Annotated in this window: 18 protein-coding genes; 10 read left to right on the forward strand and 8 right to left on the reverse strand. The window is 74.6% G+C overall.

Annotated elements, in window-relative coordinates; genetic code table 11:
• Positions 1-39: 39 nt before the first annotated feature.
• Positions 40-2,340 carry a beta-glucosidase gene (locus tag ACA361_RS16550; RefSeq protein WP_375012856.1) on the reverse strand — a complete coding sequence of 767 codons (2,301 nt, stop codon included), beginning with the start codon at positions 2,338-2,340 and terminating at the stop codon, positions 40-42.
• A 131-nt stretch (positions 2,341-2,471) separates the two neighbouring features.
• Positions 2,472-3,530, reverse strand: a complete 1,059-nt coding sequence (locus tag ACA361_RS16555) for a polyprenyl synthetase family protein (protein WP_375012857.1) — start codon at positions 3,528-3,530, stop codon at positions 2,472-2,474.
• 118 nt (positions 3,531-3,648) lie between these two features.
• On the opposite strand from ACA361_RS16555, the gene metF reads away from it, so the two are divergent.
• Complete coding sequence (gene metF, locus ACA361_RS16560) at positions 3,649-4,584, forward strand: methylenetetrahydrofolate reductase [NAD(P)H] (RefSeq protein WP_375012858.1); 936 nt, start codon at positions 3,649-3,651, stop codon at positions 4,582-4,584.
• Here the strand turns inward: metF and ACA361_RS16565 are convergent.
• Genes ACA361_RS16565 through ACA361_RS16585 form a run of 5 tightly spaced genes read right to left on the reverse strand, consistent with a single transcriptional unit; the run spans position 4,521 to position 7,188 of the window.
• Positions 4,521-5,120 carry a GNAT family N-acetyltransferase gene (locus tag ACA361_RS16565; protein WP_375012859.1) on the reverse strand — a complete coding sequence of 200 codons (600 nt, stop codon included), beginning with the start codon at positions 5,118-5,120 and terminating at the stop codon, positions 4,521-4,523. The genes metF and ACA361_RS16565 overlap by 64 nt on opposite strands.
• Positions 5,121-5,130: 10 nt before the next feature.
• Entirely contained in the window at positions 5,131-5,463 is a 333-nt protein-coding gene (locus ACA361_RS16570; RefSeq protein ID WP_375012860.1) for a hypothetical protein, read from the reverse strand.
• A 1-nt stretch (position 5,464) separates the two neighbouring features.
• Positions 5,465-6,316, reverse strand: a complete 852-nt coding sequence (locus tag ACA361_RS16575) for a hypothetical protein (RefSeq protein WP_375012861.1) — start codon at positions 6,314-6,316, stop codon at positions 5,465-5,467.
• Positions 6,317-6,358: 42 nt separating this feature from the next.
• A complete protein-coding gene (locus tag ACA361_RS16580; RefSeq protein ID WP_375012862.1) occupies positions 6,359-6,718 on the reverse strand; it encodes an arsenate reductase family protein in 360 nt (119 codons plus the stop codon).
• Positions 6,715-7,188, reverse strand: a complete 474-nt coding sequence (locus ACA361_RS16585; RefSeq protein ID WP_375012863.1) for a YbaK/EbsC family protein — start codon at positions 7,186-7,188, stop codon at positions 6,715-6,717. Before ACA361_RS16585 ends, ACA361_RS16580 begins: the two co-directional genes overlap by 4 nt.
• A gap of 72 nt (positions 7,189-7,260) precedes the next feature.
• On the opposite strand from ACA361_RS16585, the gene ACA361_RS16590 reads away from it, so the two are divergent.
• The 7 genes from ACA361_RS16590 (at position 7,261) to ACA361_RS16620 (ending at position 14,658) form a co-directional block, all read left to right on the forward strand.
• On the forward strand, positions 7,261-8,025 hold the full coding sequence (locus ACA361_RS16590) for a L,D-transpeptidase family protein (protein WP_375012864.1): 765 nt from the start codon (positions 7,261-7,263) through the stop codon (positions 8,023-8,025).
• Positions 8,026-8,218: 193 nt separating this feature from the next.
• The gene (locus tag ACA361_RS16595; protein ID WP_375012865.1) at positions 8,219-8,710 is read left to right on the forward strand and encodes an SAV_6107 family HEPN domain-containing protein; all 492 of its coding nucleotides are present in this window, start codon (positions 8,219-8,221) and stop codon (positions 8,708-8,710) included.
• A 366-nt stretch (positions 8,711-9,076) separates the two neighbouring features.
• Positions 9,077-10,477 carry an MFS transporter gene (locus ACA361_RS16600; protein WP_375012866.1) on the forward strand — a complete coding sequence of 467 codons (1,401 nt, stop codon included), beginning with the start codon at positions 9,077-9,079 and terminating at the stop codon, positions 10,475-10,477.
• A gap of 10 nt (positions 10,478-10,487) precedes the next feature.
• Positions 10,488-11,543, forward strand: a complete 1,056-nt coding sequence (locus ACA361_RS16605) for a sensor histidine kinase (RefSeq protein ID WP_375012867.1) — start codon at positions 10,488-10,490, stop codon at positions 11,541-11,543.
• A complete protein-coding gene (locus ACA361_RS16610) occupies positions 11,540-12,199 on the forward strand; it encodes a response regulator (protein ID WP_375012868.1) in 660 nt (219 codons plus the stop codon). Before ACA361_RS16605 ends, ACA361_RS16610 begins: the two co-directional genes overlap by 4 nt.
• Positions 12,200-12,319: 120 nt before the next feature.
• Positions 12,320-12,556 (forward strand): hypothetical protein, encoded by a 237-nt coding sequence (locus tag ACA361_RS16615; protein WP_375012869.1) that lies wholly within the window; start codon positions 12,320-12,322, stop codon positions 12,554-12,556.
• Between the two features lie 2 nt (positions 12,557-12,558).
• Complete coding sequence (locus ACA361_RS16620) at positions 12,559-14,658, forward strand: MMPL family transporter (RefSeq protein WP_375012870.1); 2,100 nt, start codon at positions 12,559-12,561, stop codon at positions 14,656-14,658.
• Positions 14,659-14,747: 89 nt separating this feature from the next.
• On the opposite strand, the gene ACA361_RS16625 is transcribed toward ACA361_RS16620, so the two are convergent.
• A complete protein-coding gene (locus tag ACA361_RS16625) occupies positions 14,748-15,242 on the reverse strand; it encodes a transcriptional regulator (RefSeq protein WP_366622183.1) in 495 nt (164 codons plus the stop codon).
• Positions 15,243-15,719: 477 nt separating this feature from the next.
• Here ACA361_RS16625 and pyrR point away from each other — a divergent pair, with 477 nt between their 5' ends.
• Both pyrR and ACA361_RS16635 read left to right on the forward strand, forming a co-directional pair.
• Positions 15,720-16,304 carry a bifunctional pyr operon transcriptional regulator/uracil phosphoribosyltransferase PyrR gene (gene pyrR, locus ACA361_RS16630; RefSeq protein WP_375012871.1) on the forward strand — a complete coding sequence of 195 codons (585 nt, stop codon included), beginning with the start codon at positions 15,720-15,722 and terminating at the stop codon, positions 16,302-16,304.
• Positions 16,301-17,242 carry an aspartate carbamoyltransferase catalytic subunit gene (locus ACA361_RS16635; RefSeq protein WP_375012872.1) on the forward strand — a complete coding sequence of 314 codons (942 nt, stop codon included), beginning with the start codon at positions 16,301-16,303 and terminating at the stop codon, positions 17,240-17,242. The genes pyrR and ACA361_RS16635 overlap by 4 nt, the downstream gene beginning before the upstream one ends.
• Positions 17,243-17,293 lie beyond the last annotated feature (51 nt).

Raw genomic sequence — 17,293 nt, forward strand, 5'->3', positions numbered from 1 at the left:
GCGCATTCGGGGCGCGGCAGGCGAACAGTGATCTTTGCCTCAGCAGCGGGCACCGCCCTGGGCGAAGGAGCCCTGGAGCGCCGCGTCCCGGGAGGACCCGCCGACCGTCACTTCGTAGCACCCGGGTGCGACGTTCCAGGCGTCGCCCTCCTCGTCCCAGTACGCCAGGGAACGCGCGGTGAGCGGGAACGTGACGCGCGCGCTCGCGCCGGGCGCCAGGGTGATCTTCTGGTAGCCCCTGAGCTGCCGCGGCGGCTGCGGGACGTCGCGGCCGGGAGAGGGCAGGCCCAGGTAGAGCTGCGGCACCGCGGTGCCGGGACGCGACCCGGTGTTGGTCACCCGCACCCGGACCGAGCCGGGGCTCACCTCAAGGTCGCCGTAGCGGAACGTCGTGTACGAGAGCCCGTGCCCGAACGGGAAGCGCGGCGCGAGGCCCTTGGCGTCGTAGTGCCGGTAGCCGACGAGGACGCCCTCCGAGAAGGTCACCGTCTTGTTCACGCCGGGATACTGGGCCGGGTTTCCCGCGGCGGGCGCGTCGCCCGCGTTCGCCGGGAAGGTCACGGGGAGCCGCCCGCCGGGGTCGACGTCCCCGTACAGGACGCGGCCGAGGGCGCGGCCCGCCTGCTGGCCGGGGTACCAGGCGGCGAGGACGGCTCTGACCTCGTCCGCCCAGGGGGTGAGGACGGGCCCGCCGGTCTCCAGGACGACGACCGTGTTCGGGTTGGCCCTGGCGACCTCGGAGACGAGCGCGTCCTGGTCGCCGCGCAGCGGGTCGCCGCACTGGAGGGTGAGGCAGGACTTGTCGAAGAACTCGCCCTGGCTGTCGGTGACGAAGACGATCGCCACGTCGGCGTCCCGGGCGGCGCGGGCGGCGGCGCCGCGGTCGCCGCCGTCGTGGTAGGTGACCCGCGTTCCGGCGCCCGCCCGCGCGGCGATGCCCGCCCGCGGCGACACGCGCGTGAACGTCTCGACCTTCGCCGAGCCGAACCCGCTGGGGACCGCGTCGGCGCCCCTGCCGATGAGGGCGATCGAGCCGGGGGAGGAGAGCGGGAGGGCGCCGTCGTTCTTCAGCAGCGTCATCCCGCCCTCGGCGAGCAGCTGCGCGGCGGTCTCGCTCGCCGTGCGGTCGACCGCCGACAGGTCGTTGGGGTGGGCGGCCCGGTCGAAGACGCCGTGGCGGAACATCGTGCGCAGGATGTTCAGCGTGTGGCCGTCGATCGTGGCCTGGGCGACCTTCTTCTGGGAGACCGCCCGCTTGAGCAGGAACGCGTTGTACTTGAGCCCGATCGGCAGCTCCAGGTCCAGCCCGCCGTTGGCGGCGGTCGCGGTGTCCTTGGCGGCGAAGTGGTCGGAGGCGACGAGGCCGCCGAAGCCCCAGTCGTCGCGCAGGACCTCGTTCAGGACGGCGCCGTCCTCGCACGCCCAGCGCCCGTTGAGCCTGCCGAAGCCGCACATGACGGCGGCCGGCTCCGCGTCCTTGACGGCCGTCTCGAACGGGACGAGGTAGATCTCGCGGAGCGTGCGCTCGGCCACCCTCATGTCGAGGGAGAGCCGGTCGGTCTCCTGGGTGTAGACGGCCAGGTGCTTGACCGCGGCCAGCACGCCCTGGTCCTGCGCGCCGCGGATCCAGGACGCGCCCAGCCCGGCCGACAGGTACGGGTCCTCGCCGAAGCCCTCGAACGTGCGGCCGTTGAGCGGCGTGCGCAGGACGTCCACGGTCGGGCCGAAGATCACGTCGTTGCCGCGGTGCCGCGCCTCCCAGCCGACGACCCCGCCGTACTTCCGGGCGGCCTCGCGGTCGAACCCGGCGGCGAGCGCGATGGGGGCGGGTAGCCCGGTCGCCTTGCCCTGCCGGACGCCGGCCGGGCCGTCGGCCATGTACAGCGGCGGGATCCCCAGCCGCGGTATGCCGTGGTCGGTGTCGGCGTGCGCGGTCTCGATGAAGCCGCCGAGCGGGCCGCCCAGCGGGTCGTCGGCCGCCAGCAGCGCGATCTTCTCGTCCGCGGTCATGGCCTTGAGCAGCAGCCGCGCGCGCTCGTCCGCGTCCAGGGAGGGCGCGCACCAGGGCCGCTGGGCGGGGTCGCCGCAGCGGGCCGCCGCGCGCGCCTGAGCCTGAACCTGCGCCTGGACCCGGGCTTCGGCGGGCACGCCGGCGGCCGTTCCGAGGGCGGCCGCGGCGAGGACGGCGGCCAGCGCCGCCGCGGCCCGCTTCCGGCGCCCGCCCGCGCGCCCCGCCGAGTACTCCGGGTGCTCCGGGTACTCCGGGTGCTTCGAGTACGGCCTCCGCGCGGTGGCGGGTACGGCGGCGTCGGTGGCGGCGTGCGGCGTGTCGGCGGCCATGCCGCCTTTCTGCCACCGTCCGGTGGGAGAGTTCTAGGCGTCGCGGCGATTTGGCCACATCACGCCACCGCACGCCACATCAGGTCGCCCCGGTCGCCTCCGGGGCGACCGGCCTCAGCGGCCTCAGCGCCTCATGCCTGCCGGGCGGTGGCCGCGACCGCGAGCTCCTCCAGCGCGGCCCGCGCCTCGCCGTCGATCGGCGCGGCGGCCAGGGCCGCGGCGGCCCGGTCCGCGTACTGCTCGATCATCGCCTCGCAGGCGGCCAGCCCGCCGGTGCCCTCGATGATCGAACGCACCTCGGCCACGCCCGCGGCGTCGAGCCCGGGATCGCCCAGCAGCCGCTCGACCGTGGCCGCCCCCTCCGCACCGGCCCGTTCCAGGGTCTGGGCGATCAGCACCGTGCGCTTGCCCTCGCGCAGGTCGTCCCCGGCGGGCTTGCCGGTCTGCGCCGGGTCGCCGAACACGCCCAGCACGTCGTCGCGGAGCTGGAACGCGATGCCCAGCGGCCGCCCGTACTCCCGCAGCGCCGCCACCACCCCGGGGGCGCCCCCGGCCAGCGCGGCGCCCAGGTGCAGCGGCCGCTCGATCGTGTACTTGGCGCTCTTGTACTCCACCACCCGCAGCGCCGCGTCCACGGTGCCCGAACCGCGCACGCCCTCCAGCAGGTCGAGGTACTGGCCGCACATGACCTCGGTCCGCATCAGGTCGTAGACCTCGCGGCCGCGCAGCCGGGCGTCCTCGTCCAGGCCGCTCCACTCGAACATCTCCCCGGACCAGGACAGGCACAGGTCGCCGAGCAGGATCGCGGTGCCCTCGCCGAACGGCCCGGCCGGGCCGCCCGCCCAGCCCTCCTCGCGGGCCATCGCCTGGAAGCGCCGGTGCACCGACGGCTGGCCGCGGCGGGTGTCGCTGGAGTCCATCACATCGTCGTGGATCAGCGCGCTGGCCTGCAGCAGCTCCAGCGACGCCGCGGCGGCGACCACCGCCTCGCGGGGCTGCGTGCCGCCCGCGGCCCGCCATCCCCAGTAGCAGAACGCGGGACGCAGCCGCTTCCCGCCGGCCAGCAGGACGTCCAGGGCCGCCATCAGGGGCGCGAGATCCGGGGAGATGGAGAGGAGACCTGGACGCTGCCGGTCGACGAACGCCATCAGGGCGTCGTCGACCTCCTTGCGGACGCGGCTGGTGGACATGCTGTGATCGTATCCGCACGGTGCCGCCCGCCGGGACCGCCCGGACCGGGCGGGACCTGGTGAGACCCGGTGCGACCGGGCAGGACCGCGCCGGGCCGAACGGCACTACCCTTGAGGGATGCGACCCGAACGCCCCGATCGCGCCCCCACCATCCGTGAGCTGCTCGCGGCCGGGGGCAGGTCCTTCTCCTTCGAGTTCTTCCCGCCCAAGACCGAGAAGGGCGCCCGCACCCTCTGGCGCACCATCCGCGAGCTGGAGACCCTCCACCCGACGTTCGTCTCGGTGACCTACGGCGCGGGCGGCGGCACCCGCGACACCACCGTCGACATCGTCGAGCGGATCGCCACCGACACCACCCTCACCCCGGTCGCGCACTTCACCGCCGTCAACCACGCCCAGGCCGAGCTGCGCAACCTCATCGGCCGGTTCGCCGCCGCCGGGGTCCGCAACATCCTCGCGCTGCGCGGCGACCCCCCGGGCGACCCGATGGGGGAGTGGATCAAGCACCCCGACGGCGTCGAGTACGCCGCCGAGCTGGTCCGCATGATCCGCTCGTACGGCGACTTCTGCGTGGGCGTCGCGGCGTTCCCGTACAAGCACCCCCGCTCGGCCGACATCGAGAGCGACACCCGCTGGTTCGTGGAGAAGTGCCGGGCCGGCGCCGACTACGCGATCACCCAGATGTTCTTCCGCGCCGAGGACTACTTCCGGCTGCGCGACCGGGTCGAGGCGGCCGGCTGCGACGTCCCGATCATCCCCGGGATCATGCCGGTCACCAAGATGAGCACGATCGAGCGGTCCGAGCAGCTGTCGGGCGCGCCGTTCCCGCCCGAGGTCAAGGAGCGCTTCGACGCGGTCGCCGACGACCCGGAGGCGGTGCGGCGGCTGGGCATCGAGCACGCCGCCGAGCTGTGCCGGGAGCTGCTGGAGCAGGACGCCCCCGGCATCCACTTCATCACCTTCAACCAGTCGACCGCGACCCGCGAGGTCTACGGGCTGCTGGACGCCGCGTCGTACGCCGCGAGCGGCAGCGCCGCCCCCATCACCGCGTAGGGCGGCCCGCCGCCGGGGAAGTCGAACCCGGTCAGCAGGTCGACCATGCCCACCGAGCGGTACAGCCGCCGGGCGGGCGTGTCCGGCCTGCGGTCCAGGGTCGACAGCACGACCGTGCGCTCGGGCCGGCCCTCGCACAGCGTGGTGAGCAGCCGCCGCCCGAGCCCCCTGCCCTGGTGGTCCGGATGCACGTGCAGCTCCGCCACCTCGAACGAGTCGTCCAGCCAGCGCGCCGCGTGCTCGGGGCCGCCGGCCTCGGTCAGCGCCCCGTACACCACGTCGTGCCACCACTGGCCGTGCTCGCCCGCGAAGCCGTACCCGAATCCCTGGAGCGTTCCGCCGATGGGGAGCACGCCGCGGCGCTCGGCCACCACCGCGCGGAACCGCGGGTGCGCGGTGTGCCGCTCCATGATCGTGTGCCGGCCGGGGAGCTGCTCGGCCGGCGGCCGCATCGCCGCCGCGTACACCGCCAGGATCGGGCCCAGCCGCCGCTGGAACGCCCGGTGGTCGATGTCCCGCAGCTTCGCTTCCTTCACCCGCTAGAGATTAGACCCGCGCGACGGTCCGCCGCGTCGCCGACAGCCGGTCGTAGATGTCCCAGAGGATCTTGTCGGCGGCCTTCTGCAACGACCCCCGGGTGGCCTCCAGCTGCCCGCCCCACTGCCGCGCCTCCGGGCCGAGCCACGCGTCGGTGCCGTTCAGCGTCCGCACCGCCGGGTCGAGCGCCTTGCGGAGCCGGTCGATGCCGCCGTACGCGTCGGCGTACGCCTGGTAGAGCTCGCGGTACGCCGGGTTCGGGCGCTCCGTCGGCGGCAGCTGCGCCGCCGCGGCCGAGTCCAGCGGCGGCGGAACGCTCCCGGGAGGCGGCGGCGCGGCCACGTCAGCCCGCCTTCCGGTCCAGGCCGAGCCGGTTCAGGGCCTCGCGGGTCCGCTCGCTCAGCGGCGCCCCCGCCAGCACCTGCACGGCCACCGGCCGGATCTCCGCGTGGTCGGCCTGTGCCAGGAACGCCCGCAGCCACCGCACGTCCATCGCCGCGTGGTGGCTGGCCGTGCCGAGCGACTCCCGCACCGCCGCCAGCCGCGCCTCGTCGCCGCCCGCCGCCTTGAGCAGGTCGGCCGCCGCGGCCGGGCCGAGCCGCTCGTACAGCTTCTCGGTGTAGTCGGGGTCGCCGGCGTTGGCCCGCAGCCGCTCCCACACGGCCTTCGGGACGGGGTCGCGGTCCTGGACGGCCGCCGCGACCGCCAGCGCGTCCGTCCTGGCCGCCTTCGCCGCGTCCTGCCGGGTCGGGAAGTTGCCGAGATCGCCCCCCGCCCCGACCGGCGTGACCGGCCGCGGGCGCGCGGGCGCCTCCACCGGCTTCGGGCCGGGGGACGGCGAGCCGTTCCCCGGCGAAGCATCGCCCGGCGAACGATTGCCCGGTGTGCCCGGCGTGCCCGGGAGCACCGGTACCGCCGGCGCCTCCACCCCGCCGCCGCGATCGGGATGCGTGATGGCGTAGTTGTAGCGCCGGGTCAGCATGCCGAGCTGCCCGGCGGTCCACTCCGCCACCCGCTGCGCCTCCCGGTACCCCGTGGCGGGGACGCCCGGCGGCGGCCGGTGACCGTTCAGCCAGCCCCGGATCGCGTTGTCGGCGTCCTGCATCTGCCGGATCAGATGGTTGAGCGCGGGCGGATCGATCCCGCGGAAGTCGGCGTCGCGCGCGGCCGGGCCGGTCCGCATCTGCCCGGTCATCCACCCTCCCGAAGCTCGGCGACTCCCAGGATCACACCGGCGTCACGCGGTGTCGAGGGCCTTGCGGACCGACTCCGGGTCGCGCGCCACCACCGCGGCGCCGCTCCCGCCCAGCACGATCGGCCGCTGGATGAGCGACGGGTTCGCCACCATGATCTCGATCCACCGCGCCCGGTCGCGCTCCATGTCCTTCAGGCCGAGCTCCTTGGCGACCGGCTCGTTCAGCCGCGCCACGTCCCACGGCTCGGCGCCGATCCGCTCCAGCACCGCCGTGAACTCCTCGGCCGTCGGCGGCTCGTCCAGGTAGCGGCGCTCCACGTACTCCACGCCCGCCTCGTCCAGCGCCGCCTTCGCCGCCCGGCTCTTGGAGCAGCGCGGGTTGTGCCACAGCTCGGTGCTCATTCGTCCATCCCCACGTCCGCGGACTCGCCCCCGGTGATCCGGAGCAGCTCATCGTACGAGGTCGGGAACACCGTGTGCGGGATCCCGCCGGCCGCCCACACCCGGTCGTACTTGGCCAGCCACACGTCCACCAGCGTCCGTACCGGCGCCGGATGCCCGACCGGCGCGACGCCACCGATCGCCTGCCCGGTCGCCTCGCGGACGAACTCCGGCTTCGCCCGCCGCACCTTCGCCGCGCCGACGAGCGCGGCCACCTTGGCCGTGTCGACCCGGTGCGCGCCGCTGGTCAGCACCAGCAGCGGCACGCCGTCCGCGTCGAAGACCAGGCTGTTGGCGATGGCGCCCACCTCGCAGCCGACCTGCTCGGCGGCGGCCTTCGCGGTGGGCACCGGCTCGGGCAGCTCCACGACCTCCCCGGCCGCGCCCGAATCGCGCAGCGCGCGGGCGACACGTTCGACGTTGGGATGCATGGCGACCACTCTAAAGTGTCGGAATCCTCCCCGCGGGCACGCGCGTCCAAAGGGGATGACGCGAGGAGCCACATGAGCATGAAGCGCGGCGTTGCACTGCTCACCGGCGGAGCCCTGCTGATCGCGGGCTGCGCGGACGGCGAGCCGGCCGCCGAACGGCCGAAGACCCCCACCGCCTCCCCGACGACCGCGTCCCCCGCCCCCAAGCCGCCGCCCCGTACCCTCAAGGCCGGCGCCAAGGGCCCCGACGTCGAACGGCTGCAGAAACGACTCAAGGACCTCGGCTACGACCCCGGCAAGGCCGACGGGAAGTACGGGATCTCCAGCCAGATGGCCGTGTGGGCGTTCAAGAAGGTCAACGGCCTCAAGGTGAACAGCGGCGTCGGCGCGAGGACCTGGGCCGCCCTGGACGCGCCGCGCCCGCCGCGTCCCATGGCCAGGAAGCGCGAGGCCGACCGCGTCGACGTCGACCTGCGCCGCCAGTACCTCGTCGTCTACCGGGACGGCCGGCCGAAGCTGATCTCCCACATCTCGTCGGGCTCCGGCGAGTACTACTGCGCCAAGGACCGCGGCGCCACGGTCGCCCGCTGCCGCTACGCCACCACCGGCACCGGCGACTTCCGCACGGGCCGCCGCGCCTCCGGCTGGGAGGTCTCGCCGCTCGGCCGCCTCTACAACCCCGTCTACTTCAACGGCGGCATCGCGTTCCACGGCGCCCTCGACGTCCCCCGGTACCCGGCCTCGCACGGCTGCGTCCGCCTGCCGATGCACATCGCCGAGTACTTCCCCGACCTGGTGAGGACCGGCGCGCCCGTCCACGTCCGGCGCCCGAAGTGACACTCGTTCGAACACGTTGACGAATCGGCGTCAGGGCGGTTTACTGTGAATGCGTCGAACTTATGTTCGAGGTGGTACGGGACTCGCGGACCGTGCCAGGGCGACGTCCCCGCCAGAGACGGCGGGACGGACGGCCGGGCGGAGTGAGGGGAAGCTCTCCGCCCGGCCGGCCCGAGCCCGGAAGGAGGCAGTCATGTCCGGAACGATGACCGCACACGGTCTCCACTCTTCTGCGCAGCGCATGCCCGGTCCCCGCCCGCGCGCGGTGCCGGCGCCGCGCCCGGCCCAGACCGCGGTCGGCCAGCTGCACGCCGCCCGCATGGGCCTGGCCGAGGCCGCCGAGGCCACCACGCCCGCCGTCCGCTACGTCTGCGCGCACCTGTCCGCGCTGCGCGCCGCCGCGGCGGTGCTGGCGTCCAAGGAGCCCCGCGACACCCATCACCGCGGCCGCCCCCGCAGCGTCTGGGTGCTGCTCCCCGAGGCCGAGCCCGCCCTGCGCGAATGGGCCGCGTTCTTCGCCGCCGGCGCCGACAAGCGCGCCGCCGCCGAGGCCGGCCTGCCCCGCGCCGTCACCCCCCGCGAGGCCGACGAGCTCCTCCACGACGCCGAGGTCTTCGTCACCCTGGTCGAAGACACCCTGGGCGTCCCCGGCCAGCCGACCCTCCCCATCCCCGAAGCCAGCTGAGGAGAGTTCTTGAGACGCCTTGGCGCCAGGCCGTAACGATCCCCGGCCGCGCCCCGCGCCAGCATCGCCTCGCCTAGACGGCCCCTCCGCGATCGTTCTCTCGCAGACCCGAAACCGCTTCGCGCCCGACCGCGAAGAGGACCCGCTGAAGTAGGCCCGCCAACACGGCCCGCCCCCAGCGGCCGCGGTCTCCTCCCCTTCGACCCCGGCCGCACCACGCCGGGGCGCCGAGCCTCCTCCCTTCCCCAGGCCCCGGCGCCCCGGCCCGCTCCGTTCCCTCCCAGGAGGGGCGGTGTCGGTCAGTGGGATGGGGCGGTGGGGAAATCGGCGGTATGAGAATGTTGGGGGCGGTTGCGAGGAGGGGCGTTGACGGCGCGTGGCGGGCGGGGGCTGGTGCCTTTGCTGGCCTTTCTCGGGGTGATGGCCTACTCGCTGGCGATGGGCGTGATGACGCCCGCGCTGCCGCTCCTGCAGCGGTCGATGGACACCACGGCGGCGGGGGCCGTGTGGACGCTGACGGCCATGACGCTGTCGGCGGCGGTCTGCACGCCGGTGGCGGGGCGGCTCGGGGACCTGTACGGGCCGCGGCGGGTGCTGCTGGCCGTGCTGGTCGTCGCGGTGGCGGGGATGGTCGTGGCGGCGTCGGCCTCCTCGCTCGGGGTGATGCTCGCCGGGCGGGCGCTGAGCGGGGTGGGCGGGGGCGTGTTCCCGCTGGCGTACACGATCATCCGCGAGGTGTACCCGCCGGAGCGGACCGCGTCGGCGGTCGGGCTGATGTCGTCGATGCTGGGGCTGGGCGGGGCGGTCTCGTGGGTGCTGGCCGGGCCGGTCATCGACCATCTGGGGTGGCGGTGGCTGCTGTGGTTCCCGGTGGCGGGGCTGGTGCCGGGGATCGTGGCGGCGTGGTGGATCGTTCCAGCGACGCGGGGGACGCGGGACGCGCGGATCGACTGGTGGGGGTCGCTGCTCTTCGCCGGATGGCTTGTCGCCCTCCTCACGGCGCTGACCCAGGGGATGGAGTGGGGCTGGGCCTCCCCGGGGGTGCTGGCGCTGGTGGCCGGGGGCGTCGCCGTGCTCGGGGTCTGGCTGGTCGTGGAGCGGCGGGTCGCGGAGCCGCTGGTCGATCTGCGGCTGATGCGGCGGCGCGGGGTGTGGACGGCCAACCTGGGATCGCTGCTCTCCGGGTACGCGCTGATGGCCGGCGGCCTGCTGTTCCCGCTGATGGTGCAGCTGCCCGAGGAGGACGGGTTCGGGTTCGGCGGCACGGCGACGGAGGCGGCCCTGCTGCAGCTGCCCGCGAGCGCGGCGATGGCGGTCGCCGGGATGACGGCCGGGCTGCTCGACCGGCGGGTCGGGACGCGGGCGGTGCTGTTCGCCGGGGCGCTGCTGACGGGCGCGGGGTACGGGTACGTCGCGCTCCAGCACGATCACATGTGGCAGCTGTACGCGGGAGGCGTCGCGCGGGGCGTGGGGCTGGGGCTGGCGTACGCGGCGGTGGCGAACCTGGTGGTGCATTCGGTGGAGGTATCGCGGACGGGCGTGGCGACCGGGGTGAACACGCTGATCCGGAACGCGGGCAACTCGGTCGGGGCGCAGGCGAGCGCGGTGCTGGTCGCCGTGGCGGCGACGGCGGAGGGCGGGTACACGCTCGGGTTCGCGGTGAGCGCGGCGGCGATGGTCGCGGTGATGGCGCTGGCGCTGATCGCGCCGGGGCGGCGGCGCGGCGCGCGGCGGCCTCCGGTGGAACGGCACGCGTCCACCGTGTGATCCTGGGGCGATGCTCTTCCCCGCTGGTGTGACGGCGCTGGTGGTGGCCGGCACCGTGCCGGCGTGGCTCGCGACGCCGGGCCGCCCGCTGGCCGACTGGGCGCTGCTCCTCGCGGTGTGCGGGACGCTGTTCGTGCGGCGCCGGGTGGTGGCGGCGTGCGCGGCGGCCGTGGTGCTGAGCGTGACCTACTACGTGCTGAGCCCGGTCGACGGGCCGCTGCTCGTGGTCGTGATGCTGGGCCTGTACCGGGTGGCGGCCGAGGGGCGGCTGGTGGCCGCGGGCGCGCTGGGCGCGGCGACGGTGCTCTCGACGGCGCTGGGCACGCTGGCCGGCAACGACGAGATCAACGCGATCGCGCTGTTCATGATGACCGGCTGGGTGGTGGCGCTGGTGGCGCTGGGCGGCGTCCGGCACGGGCGGCGGGAGGCGCTGCGGGAGGCGGTGCGGCGGGCGGAGGAGGAGGCGCGGCTGCGGGCCGTGGAGGAGCGGCTGCGGATCGCGCGGGAGGTGCACGACGCGGTCGGCCACCATCTGTCGATGATCAACGTGCAGGCGGGGACGGCGCTGTACCGGCTGCCGCGCGATCCGGCGCCGGCGCTGACGGTGATCCGCGACGCGAGCCGGGAGACGCTGCGCGAGCTGCGTTCGACGCTGGGCGTGCTGCGGCAGGTCGATCCGCCGGCCGGGGGCCTGGACCGGCTGGACGAGCTGGTGCGGTACGCCGAGCTGGCCGGCCTGAAGGTGGCGCGGGAGACCGAGGGCGCGGTGCGGGAGCTGCCCAAGGGCGTCGATCTGGCCGCGTACCGCATCCTCCAGGAGTCGATCACGAACGTGACGCGGCACGCGGCGGCGGAGAGCCTCCGGCTGACGATCGCCTACGGCCCCGCGGACCTGCGGCTGGAGGTCCGGGACGACGGGACGGGCGCCGGCGGCGGCAAGGGCGGCGCGGGCATCCGCGGCATGCGGGAGCGGGCGCGGGCGCTGGGCGGGGAGCTGGCGGCGGGCCCGGTGCCGGGCGGCGGTTTCCGCGTCCGGGCGCGGCTGCCCTACGGTGAGGACGCATGATCAGGGTCGTGCTCGCCGATGACCAGGCCCTGGTGCGCGCGGGGTTCCGTTCGCTGCTGGACGACGAGGACGACATCGCGGTGGTGGCGGAGGCGGCGGACGGGGCGGGGGCCGTCGAGGCGGCGCGGTCGGCGCGGCCGGACGTGATCCTGATGGACGTCCGGATGCCGGGGATGGACGGGCTGGAGGCGACCCGGCGGATCCTGGCCGCGGACACCGCGGTGCGGATCGTGATCCTGACGACGTTCGATCTGGACGAGTTCGTGTACGCGGCGCTGCGCGCGGGCGTGTCGGGGTTCCTGGTCAAGGACACCGATCCGGGGGAGCTGCTGCGGGCGGTGCGGGTCGCGGCCCGCGGCGAGGCGCTGATCAGCCCGCCGGTGACCCGGCGGCTGATCGCGGAGTACGCCGGGCGGGCGGCCCGGCCGGCGCCCGATCCGCGGCTGGACGGCCTCACGCCGCGCGAGCGGGAGGTGATGGCGCTGGTCGCGGGGGGCCTGTCGAACGGCGAGATCGCGGCGCGGCTGGGGCTGAGCCCGGCGACGGCCCGGAGCGCGGTGAGCCGGCTGATGACGAAGCTGGGGGTGCGGGACCGGGCGCAGCTGGTGGTGCTCGCGTACGAGAGCGGCCTGGTCAGCCCGGGCTGGATCGGCTGACCCGCGGCCCCCGCGCAACACGGGGTGCAGGCGCCGGGCGGCCGGGCGCAACAACGGGGGTACGCCGGTCGGGACCGCGGGCCGATGTGGCCGCCGGTGCCGGCGCCGCACCGTGGAGGCATGGACGATTCACCTCCCAACAAGGCCGGCGCCGCCGTCGCCGGATTCCTCGCCGGCGGCATCGCCGGTTTCGTGCTCACCGAGGCGTTCGCCGCGTTCTTCCACTTCGTTCTGGACATGACGCCGGACGTGGAGGGCACGCCCGCGCTCATCGCCGTCTTCACGGGCGTGCCGCTGCTGTGCGCCGTCGCGGGCGCCTTCGGCCTCCACCGCTTCGCGGCGCGCAGGGGGCGGTGAGGATGGGCGTCTTCGCGCGGCTGGCGTCCTGGGCGTACCGGCACCGCTGGTACGCGCTGGGCGCCTGGGTGCTGGTGCTCGTCGCGATCACGGCGGGCTCGCAGGCGGCCGGCTCCGACTACCGCAACGACTTCTCGCTGCCCGGGACGCAGTCCCAGCGGGCGACCGAGCTGCTGAAGGCGCACGGCGCGCCGCAGGCCGGCGACAGCCTCCAGGTCGTCGTCCAGGCGCGGGACGGGCTCCGCTCGCCCGCCGTGGAGCGGGGGCTCCGCGCCGCGATGGGCGAGGTCGGCGGCCTGCCGGGCGTGGCCGGCGTGCGCCTCCCGTACGACGACCCGGGGGCGGTCTCCGGGGACGGCACGATCGGGTACGCGACCGTGACCCTCACCGGGAAGGCCGAGAGCGTCCCGAAGGACGACGTCAAGGCGATCATGGACGCCGCCCGCGCCGCCGAGGGCCCCGGCACCCGGGTCGAGATCGGCGGCGAGGCGGTGCGCGGCGCCGAGGAGGAGGGCGGCGGGGCCGAGGGCGCGGGCATGCTGGCGGCGCTGGTGGTCCTGGTGCTGCTGTTCGGCTCGCTGCTGGCGGCGGCGCTGCCGCTGGTCACCGCGCTGTTCGCGGTCGGCGGCGCGATGGGGCTGATCGTGCTGGCGTCGCGGGCCGCCACGGTCGCCGACTTCACCCCGCCGATCATGATGCTGGTCGGGCTGGGCGTCGGCGTCGACTACGCGCTGCTGGTCTTCTACCGCTACCGGCACGAGCTGCTGGCGGGGTCGGCCCCCAGGGAGGCGACGGTACGGGCGCTGGACGCCGCGGGCCGCACGGTCTTCGTCGCCGGCTGCACGGTGATCATCGCGCTGCTGGGGCTGGTCGTGCTCGGGCTCGGCGCGCTGCAGGGCGTGGCGCTGGCGGTCGCGCTGACCGTCCTGGTCACCATGCTCGCCTCGCTGACGCTGCTGCCCGCGCTGCTGGGGATCTTCGGCGGCCGGATCGAGCGGACGGTGCGCAGGCGCGCGGCCAAGAGCCGCCGGGAGCCGGGCGCCGGGTGGCGGCGGCTGGCCACGGCCGTGCAGCGGCGGCCCGTGCCGGCGCTGGCGGTGGCCGTCCTGGGGCTGCTCGCCCTGTCGGCCCCGGCGCTGGACATGCGGCTGGGCTTCGCGGACGCGGGCAACGACCCGGAGTCGTCGACCAGCCGCCAGGCGTACGACCTGCTGGCCGAGGGCTTCGGGCCGGGCGTGAACGGGCCGCTGATCGTCGTCGGCGAGGGCGGCGCGGCCGCGGGCGCGCAGGTCCGCGGCGCCCTGGCCGGCACGGACGGCGTCGCCTCGGCCACCCCGCCGATCCCGTCCGCGGACGGGCGGATCTACACCGTCCTGGTGATCCCCGATACGGCGCCGCAGGACGAGCGGACGGCCGACCTGGTCCACACCCTCCGTGCGGACGTGCTGCCCGCCGGGGCCGTGGTCGGCGGCTCGACGGCCGCCGCGCTGGACTTCTCCGAGACGGTGTCGAAGCGGCTGCCGCTGTTCGCCGCGATCGTGGTGGGGCTGTCCTCGCTGCTGCTCCTGGTGGTGTTCCGGTCGCTGCTCATCCCGGTCAAGGCCGCGGTGCTGAACCTGCTGGGCATCGGCGCCGCGCTGGGCGTGATCACGGCGGTGTTCCAGTACGGGTGGTTCGGCGTCCCCGCGGGCCCGGTCGAGGCGTTCATCCCGGTGATGATCTTCGCGATCGTGTTCGGGCTCTCGATGGACTACGAGGTGTTCCTGCTGTCGCGGATCCACGAGGAGTGGGTCCGGACGCGGGACCCGGCCGCGGCGGTGCGCGAGGGGCTGGCGTCCACCGGGCAGGTCATCACCGCCGCCGCGGCCATCATGATCGTGGTGTTCGCCGCGTTCGTCCTCAGCCCGAGCCGGATGCTGCAGCAGTTCGGGCTCGGCCTGGCGGTGGCCATCCTGCTGGACGCCGTGGTGATCCGCTGCCTGATCGTCCCGGCGGTGCTGCGGCTGCTGGGCCGGTACGCGTGGTGGCTGCCCGCCCCGCTGGCCCGGCGGATCCCTGAGGTGTCGCTGGAGCGCCCGGCGGAGCCGGCGCGCACCGGCTGACCCGCCCGCCGGCCGGCGGCCCCCAGAGACGGCTCAGGGCGTTCCCGCCACCGCGGGAACGCCCTGAGCCGTCGTCGTCCGGTCCTCCGTCAGAAGGACTCGACCGCGCGGCGCGCCTCGGGGTCGAGGACGCCCCAGCCGATGAGCTCCTCGGTGAGCTCGGTCGGCGACTTGTCGTAGATGACCGCGAGCGAGCGCAGGTCTTCCTGGCGGATGGACAGGACCTTTCCGTTGTAGTCGCCCCGCTGGCTCTGGATCGTCGCGGCGTAGCGGGCGAGAGGACCGGCCTTGTCTTTCGGAAGCGCCTGCAGCCGCTCGAGGTCGATCACGAGCTTCGGTGTAGGCCCGAGCGGGCTCGGCGCGGCACCGCCGGGCAGCAACTCGGAAACCGGCACGCCGTAGAAATCGGCGAGCTCGGCCAGCTTCTGAACGGTGACGGCGCGGTCGCCCCGCTCGTACGAACCCACGACGACGGCCTTCCAGCGGCCCCGGGACTTCTCTTCCACGCCGTGCAGGGACAGACCCTGCTGGGTGCGGATGGCGCGCAGGCGCCCACCCAGAGCCTTGGCGTATTCAGACGGCATTGTGGCCCCCAGGCTCTTTTCGTCGTTGTCGTCGGCCCCGGGACTTTCCCGGGGGGAGTCAGGTTCTTCAGGCTGTGACGCCGTGGGACTCTGTCTCCAGGGATGGTTACGGACAGTGACGGTAAAACGGGTACGGCCCCAGGTCAAGCCGATTGGAAAAAAGCGGTCGAATCCGCAGGTCTCGAATGGGGGCCCGTTCGCGCCCCGGACGGCCCGCGGCCCCCGTCCCGGCGGGCCTTTTCCGCCTTGTCCGAGCCTGTTCAGGCCCGGTGCGGCCCCCGCGCCCTATCCCCGTTCGTACCCGCGGTGTGACCCCTCTCACCAGCGAAGACGCGGGCGGGCCGGGTACAGGGCAGCGGCGCCGGACTGCTACGGTGAGACGGACAAGACGTCCTTTAAGGCCCGTCCCGTGAGGCGGGAAAGGAGGTTTCGGTGGTGAATGCTGCCTCCCGGCCGGAAGGTCCGGGCGCGGCGCGTGTGGCAGACGGTGACCCCCGGCAGAAGGCCGTTCTCGAAGGCCCCGACATCCGGCGCGCGCTCACCCGCATCGCGCACGAGATCCTCGAACGCACCAAGGGCGGCGAGGCCGTGGTGCTGCTCGGCATCCAGACCCGCGGCGTGACGCTGGCCCGCCGGCTGGCCGCCAAGCTGGAGGAGGTCGAGGGCCGGCCCGTTCCCTGGGGCTCGCTCGACGTGACGATGTACCGCGACGACCTGCGGATGAAGCCCGCCCGCGCGCTCGGCCGCACCGAGCTGCCGGCCACCGGGGTGGACGACCGCATCGTGGTGCTGGTCGACGACGTGCTGTTCTCCGGCCGCACCGTCCGCGCGGCGCTGGACGCCCTCAACGACCTGGGCCGGCCGCGCGCCGTCCAGCTGGCGGTCCTGGTGGACCGCGGCCACCGCGAGGTGCCGATCCGCGCCGACTACGTGGGCAAGAACCTGCCCACCTCCATGCGCGAGAACGTCAAGGTCCTGCTGGCGGAGAACGACGAGCGCGACGCCGTCGTGCTCGGCCCCGCGGCGGGACCGCGCGCCGCCGAGGAAGGGGGCGGGAAGTGAAGCGCCATCTGATCTCGGCGGCCGACCTGACCCGCGACGACGCGCTGCTGATCCTCGACACCGCCGAGGAGCTCGCGCAGATCTCCGGCCGCTCCATCAAGAAGCTGCCGACGCTGCGCGGCATGACCGTGGTCAACCTGTTCTTCGAGGACTCGACGCGGACCCGGATCTCGTTCGAGGCCGCCGCCAAGCGGCTGTCCGCCGATGTGATCAACTTCTCGGTGAAGGGTTCCAGCGTCTCCAAGGGCGAGAGCCTCAAGGACACCGCGCTCACGCTGGAGGCGATGGGCGCCGACGGCGTGGTCATCCGGCACGGCGCGTCCGGCGCGCCGCACCGGCTGGCCCGCTGGGTGCAGGGCAGCGTCGTGAACGCCGGCGACGGCACCCACGAGCACCCCACCCAGGCGCTGCTCGACGCGTTCACGATGCGCCGCCGCCTCGGCGACCTGGAGGGACGCAAGATCACCATCGTGGGCGACGTCCTGCACAGCCGGGTCGCCCGCTCGAACGTCCTGCTGCTGCACACGCTCGGCGCCGACGTGACGCTGGTCGCCCCGCCGACCCTGCTCCCGGTCGCCGTCGACACCTGGCCCTGCCAGGTCTCGTACGACCTGGACGCGGTGCTCCCCAAGAGCGACGTGGTCATGATGCTGCGGGTCCAGGCCGAGCGGATGAACGCCGCCTACTTCCCGACGGTCCGCGAGTACAGCCGCCGGTACGGCCTGGACGACGAGCGGCTCGCCCGCATGTCCGACGACGCCATCGTCATGCACCCGGGGCCGATGAACCGCGGCGTCGAGATCGCCGCCGGGGTCGCCGACTCGCCCCGTTCCACCATCGTCGAGCAGGTCGCCAACGGCGTGAGCGCCCGGATGGCCGTCCTGTACCTCCTCCTCGGAGGCTCCGAGCCCGCGTTCGGCAAGCAGGTCGAGGAATGAGCGGGCCGGAGCGGCGCGGCGCCGCCTGGACCGACGAGCGAGGCACGAGCG

The organism is Actinomadura sp. 21ATH (assembly GCF_041951345.1).
In the GTDB taxonomy this organism is placed as follows: Bacteria; Actinomycetota; Actinomycetes; order Streptosporangiales; family Streptosporangiaceae; genus Spirillospora.

Bases quoted from the DNA above. Each gene is read 5' to 3' on its own strand.
- ACA361_RS16610 (WP_375012868.1), top strand. From the start codon at position 11,540: ATGATCAGGGTCGTGCTCGCCGATGACCAGGCCCTGGTGCGCGCGGGG.
- ACA361_RS16625 (WP_366622183.1), bottom strand. From the start codon at position 15,242: ATGCCGTCTGAATACGCCAAGGCTCTGGGTGGGCGCCTGCGCGCCATC.
- ACA361_RS16615 (WP_375012869.1), top strand. From the start codon at position 12,320: ATGGACGATTCACCTCCCAACAAGGCCGGCGCCGCCGTCGCCGGATTC.
- ACA361_RS16590 (WP_375012864.1), top strand. From the start codon at position 7,261: ATGAGCATGAAGCGCGGCGTTGCACTGCTCACCGGCGGAGCCCTGCTG.
- ACA361_RS16575 (WP_375012861.1), bottom strand. From the start codon at position 6,316: ATGACCGGGCAGATGCGGACCGGCCCGGCCGCGCGCGACGCCGACTTC.
- ACA361_RS16585 (WP_375012863.1), bottom strand. From the start codon at position 7,188: ATGCATCCCAACGTCGAACGTGTCGCCCGCGCGCTGCGCGATTCGGGC.
- ACA361_RS16555 (WP_375012857.1), bottom strand. From the start codon at position 3,530: ATGTCCACCAGCCGCGTCCGCAAGGAGGTCGACGACGCCCTGATGGCG.
- ACA361_RS16550 (WP_375012856.1), bottom strand. From the start codon at position 2,340: ATGGCCGCCGACACGCCGCACGCCGCCACCGACGCCGCCGTACCCGCC.
- metF (WP_375012858.1), top strand. From the start codon at position 3,649: ATGCGACCCGAACGCCCCGATCGCGCCCCCACCATCCGTGAGCTGCTC.
- ACA361_RS16595 (WP_375012865.1), top strand. From the start codon at position 8,219: ATGTCCGGAACGATGACCGCACACGGTCTCCACTCTTCTGCGCAGCGC.
- ACA361_RS16620 (WP_375012870.1), top strand. From the start codon at position 12,559: ATGGGCGTCTTCGCGCGGCTGGCGTCCTGGGCGTACCGGCACCGCTGG.
- ACA361_RS16580 (WP_375012862.1), bottom strand. From the start codon at position 6,718: ATGAGCACCGAGCTGTGGCACAACCCGCGCTGCTCCAAGAGCCGGGCG.
- ACA361_RS16605 (WP_375012867.1), top strand. From the start codon at position 10,488: ATGCTCTTCCCCGCTGGTGTGACGGCGCTGGTGGTGGCCGGCACCGTG.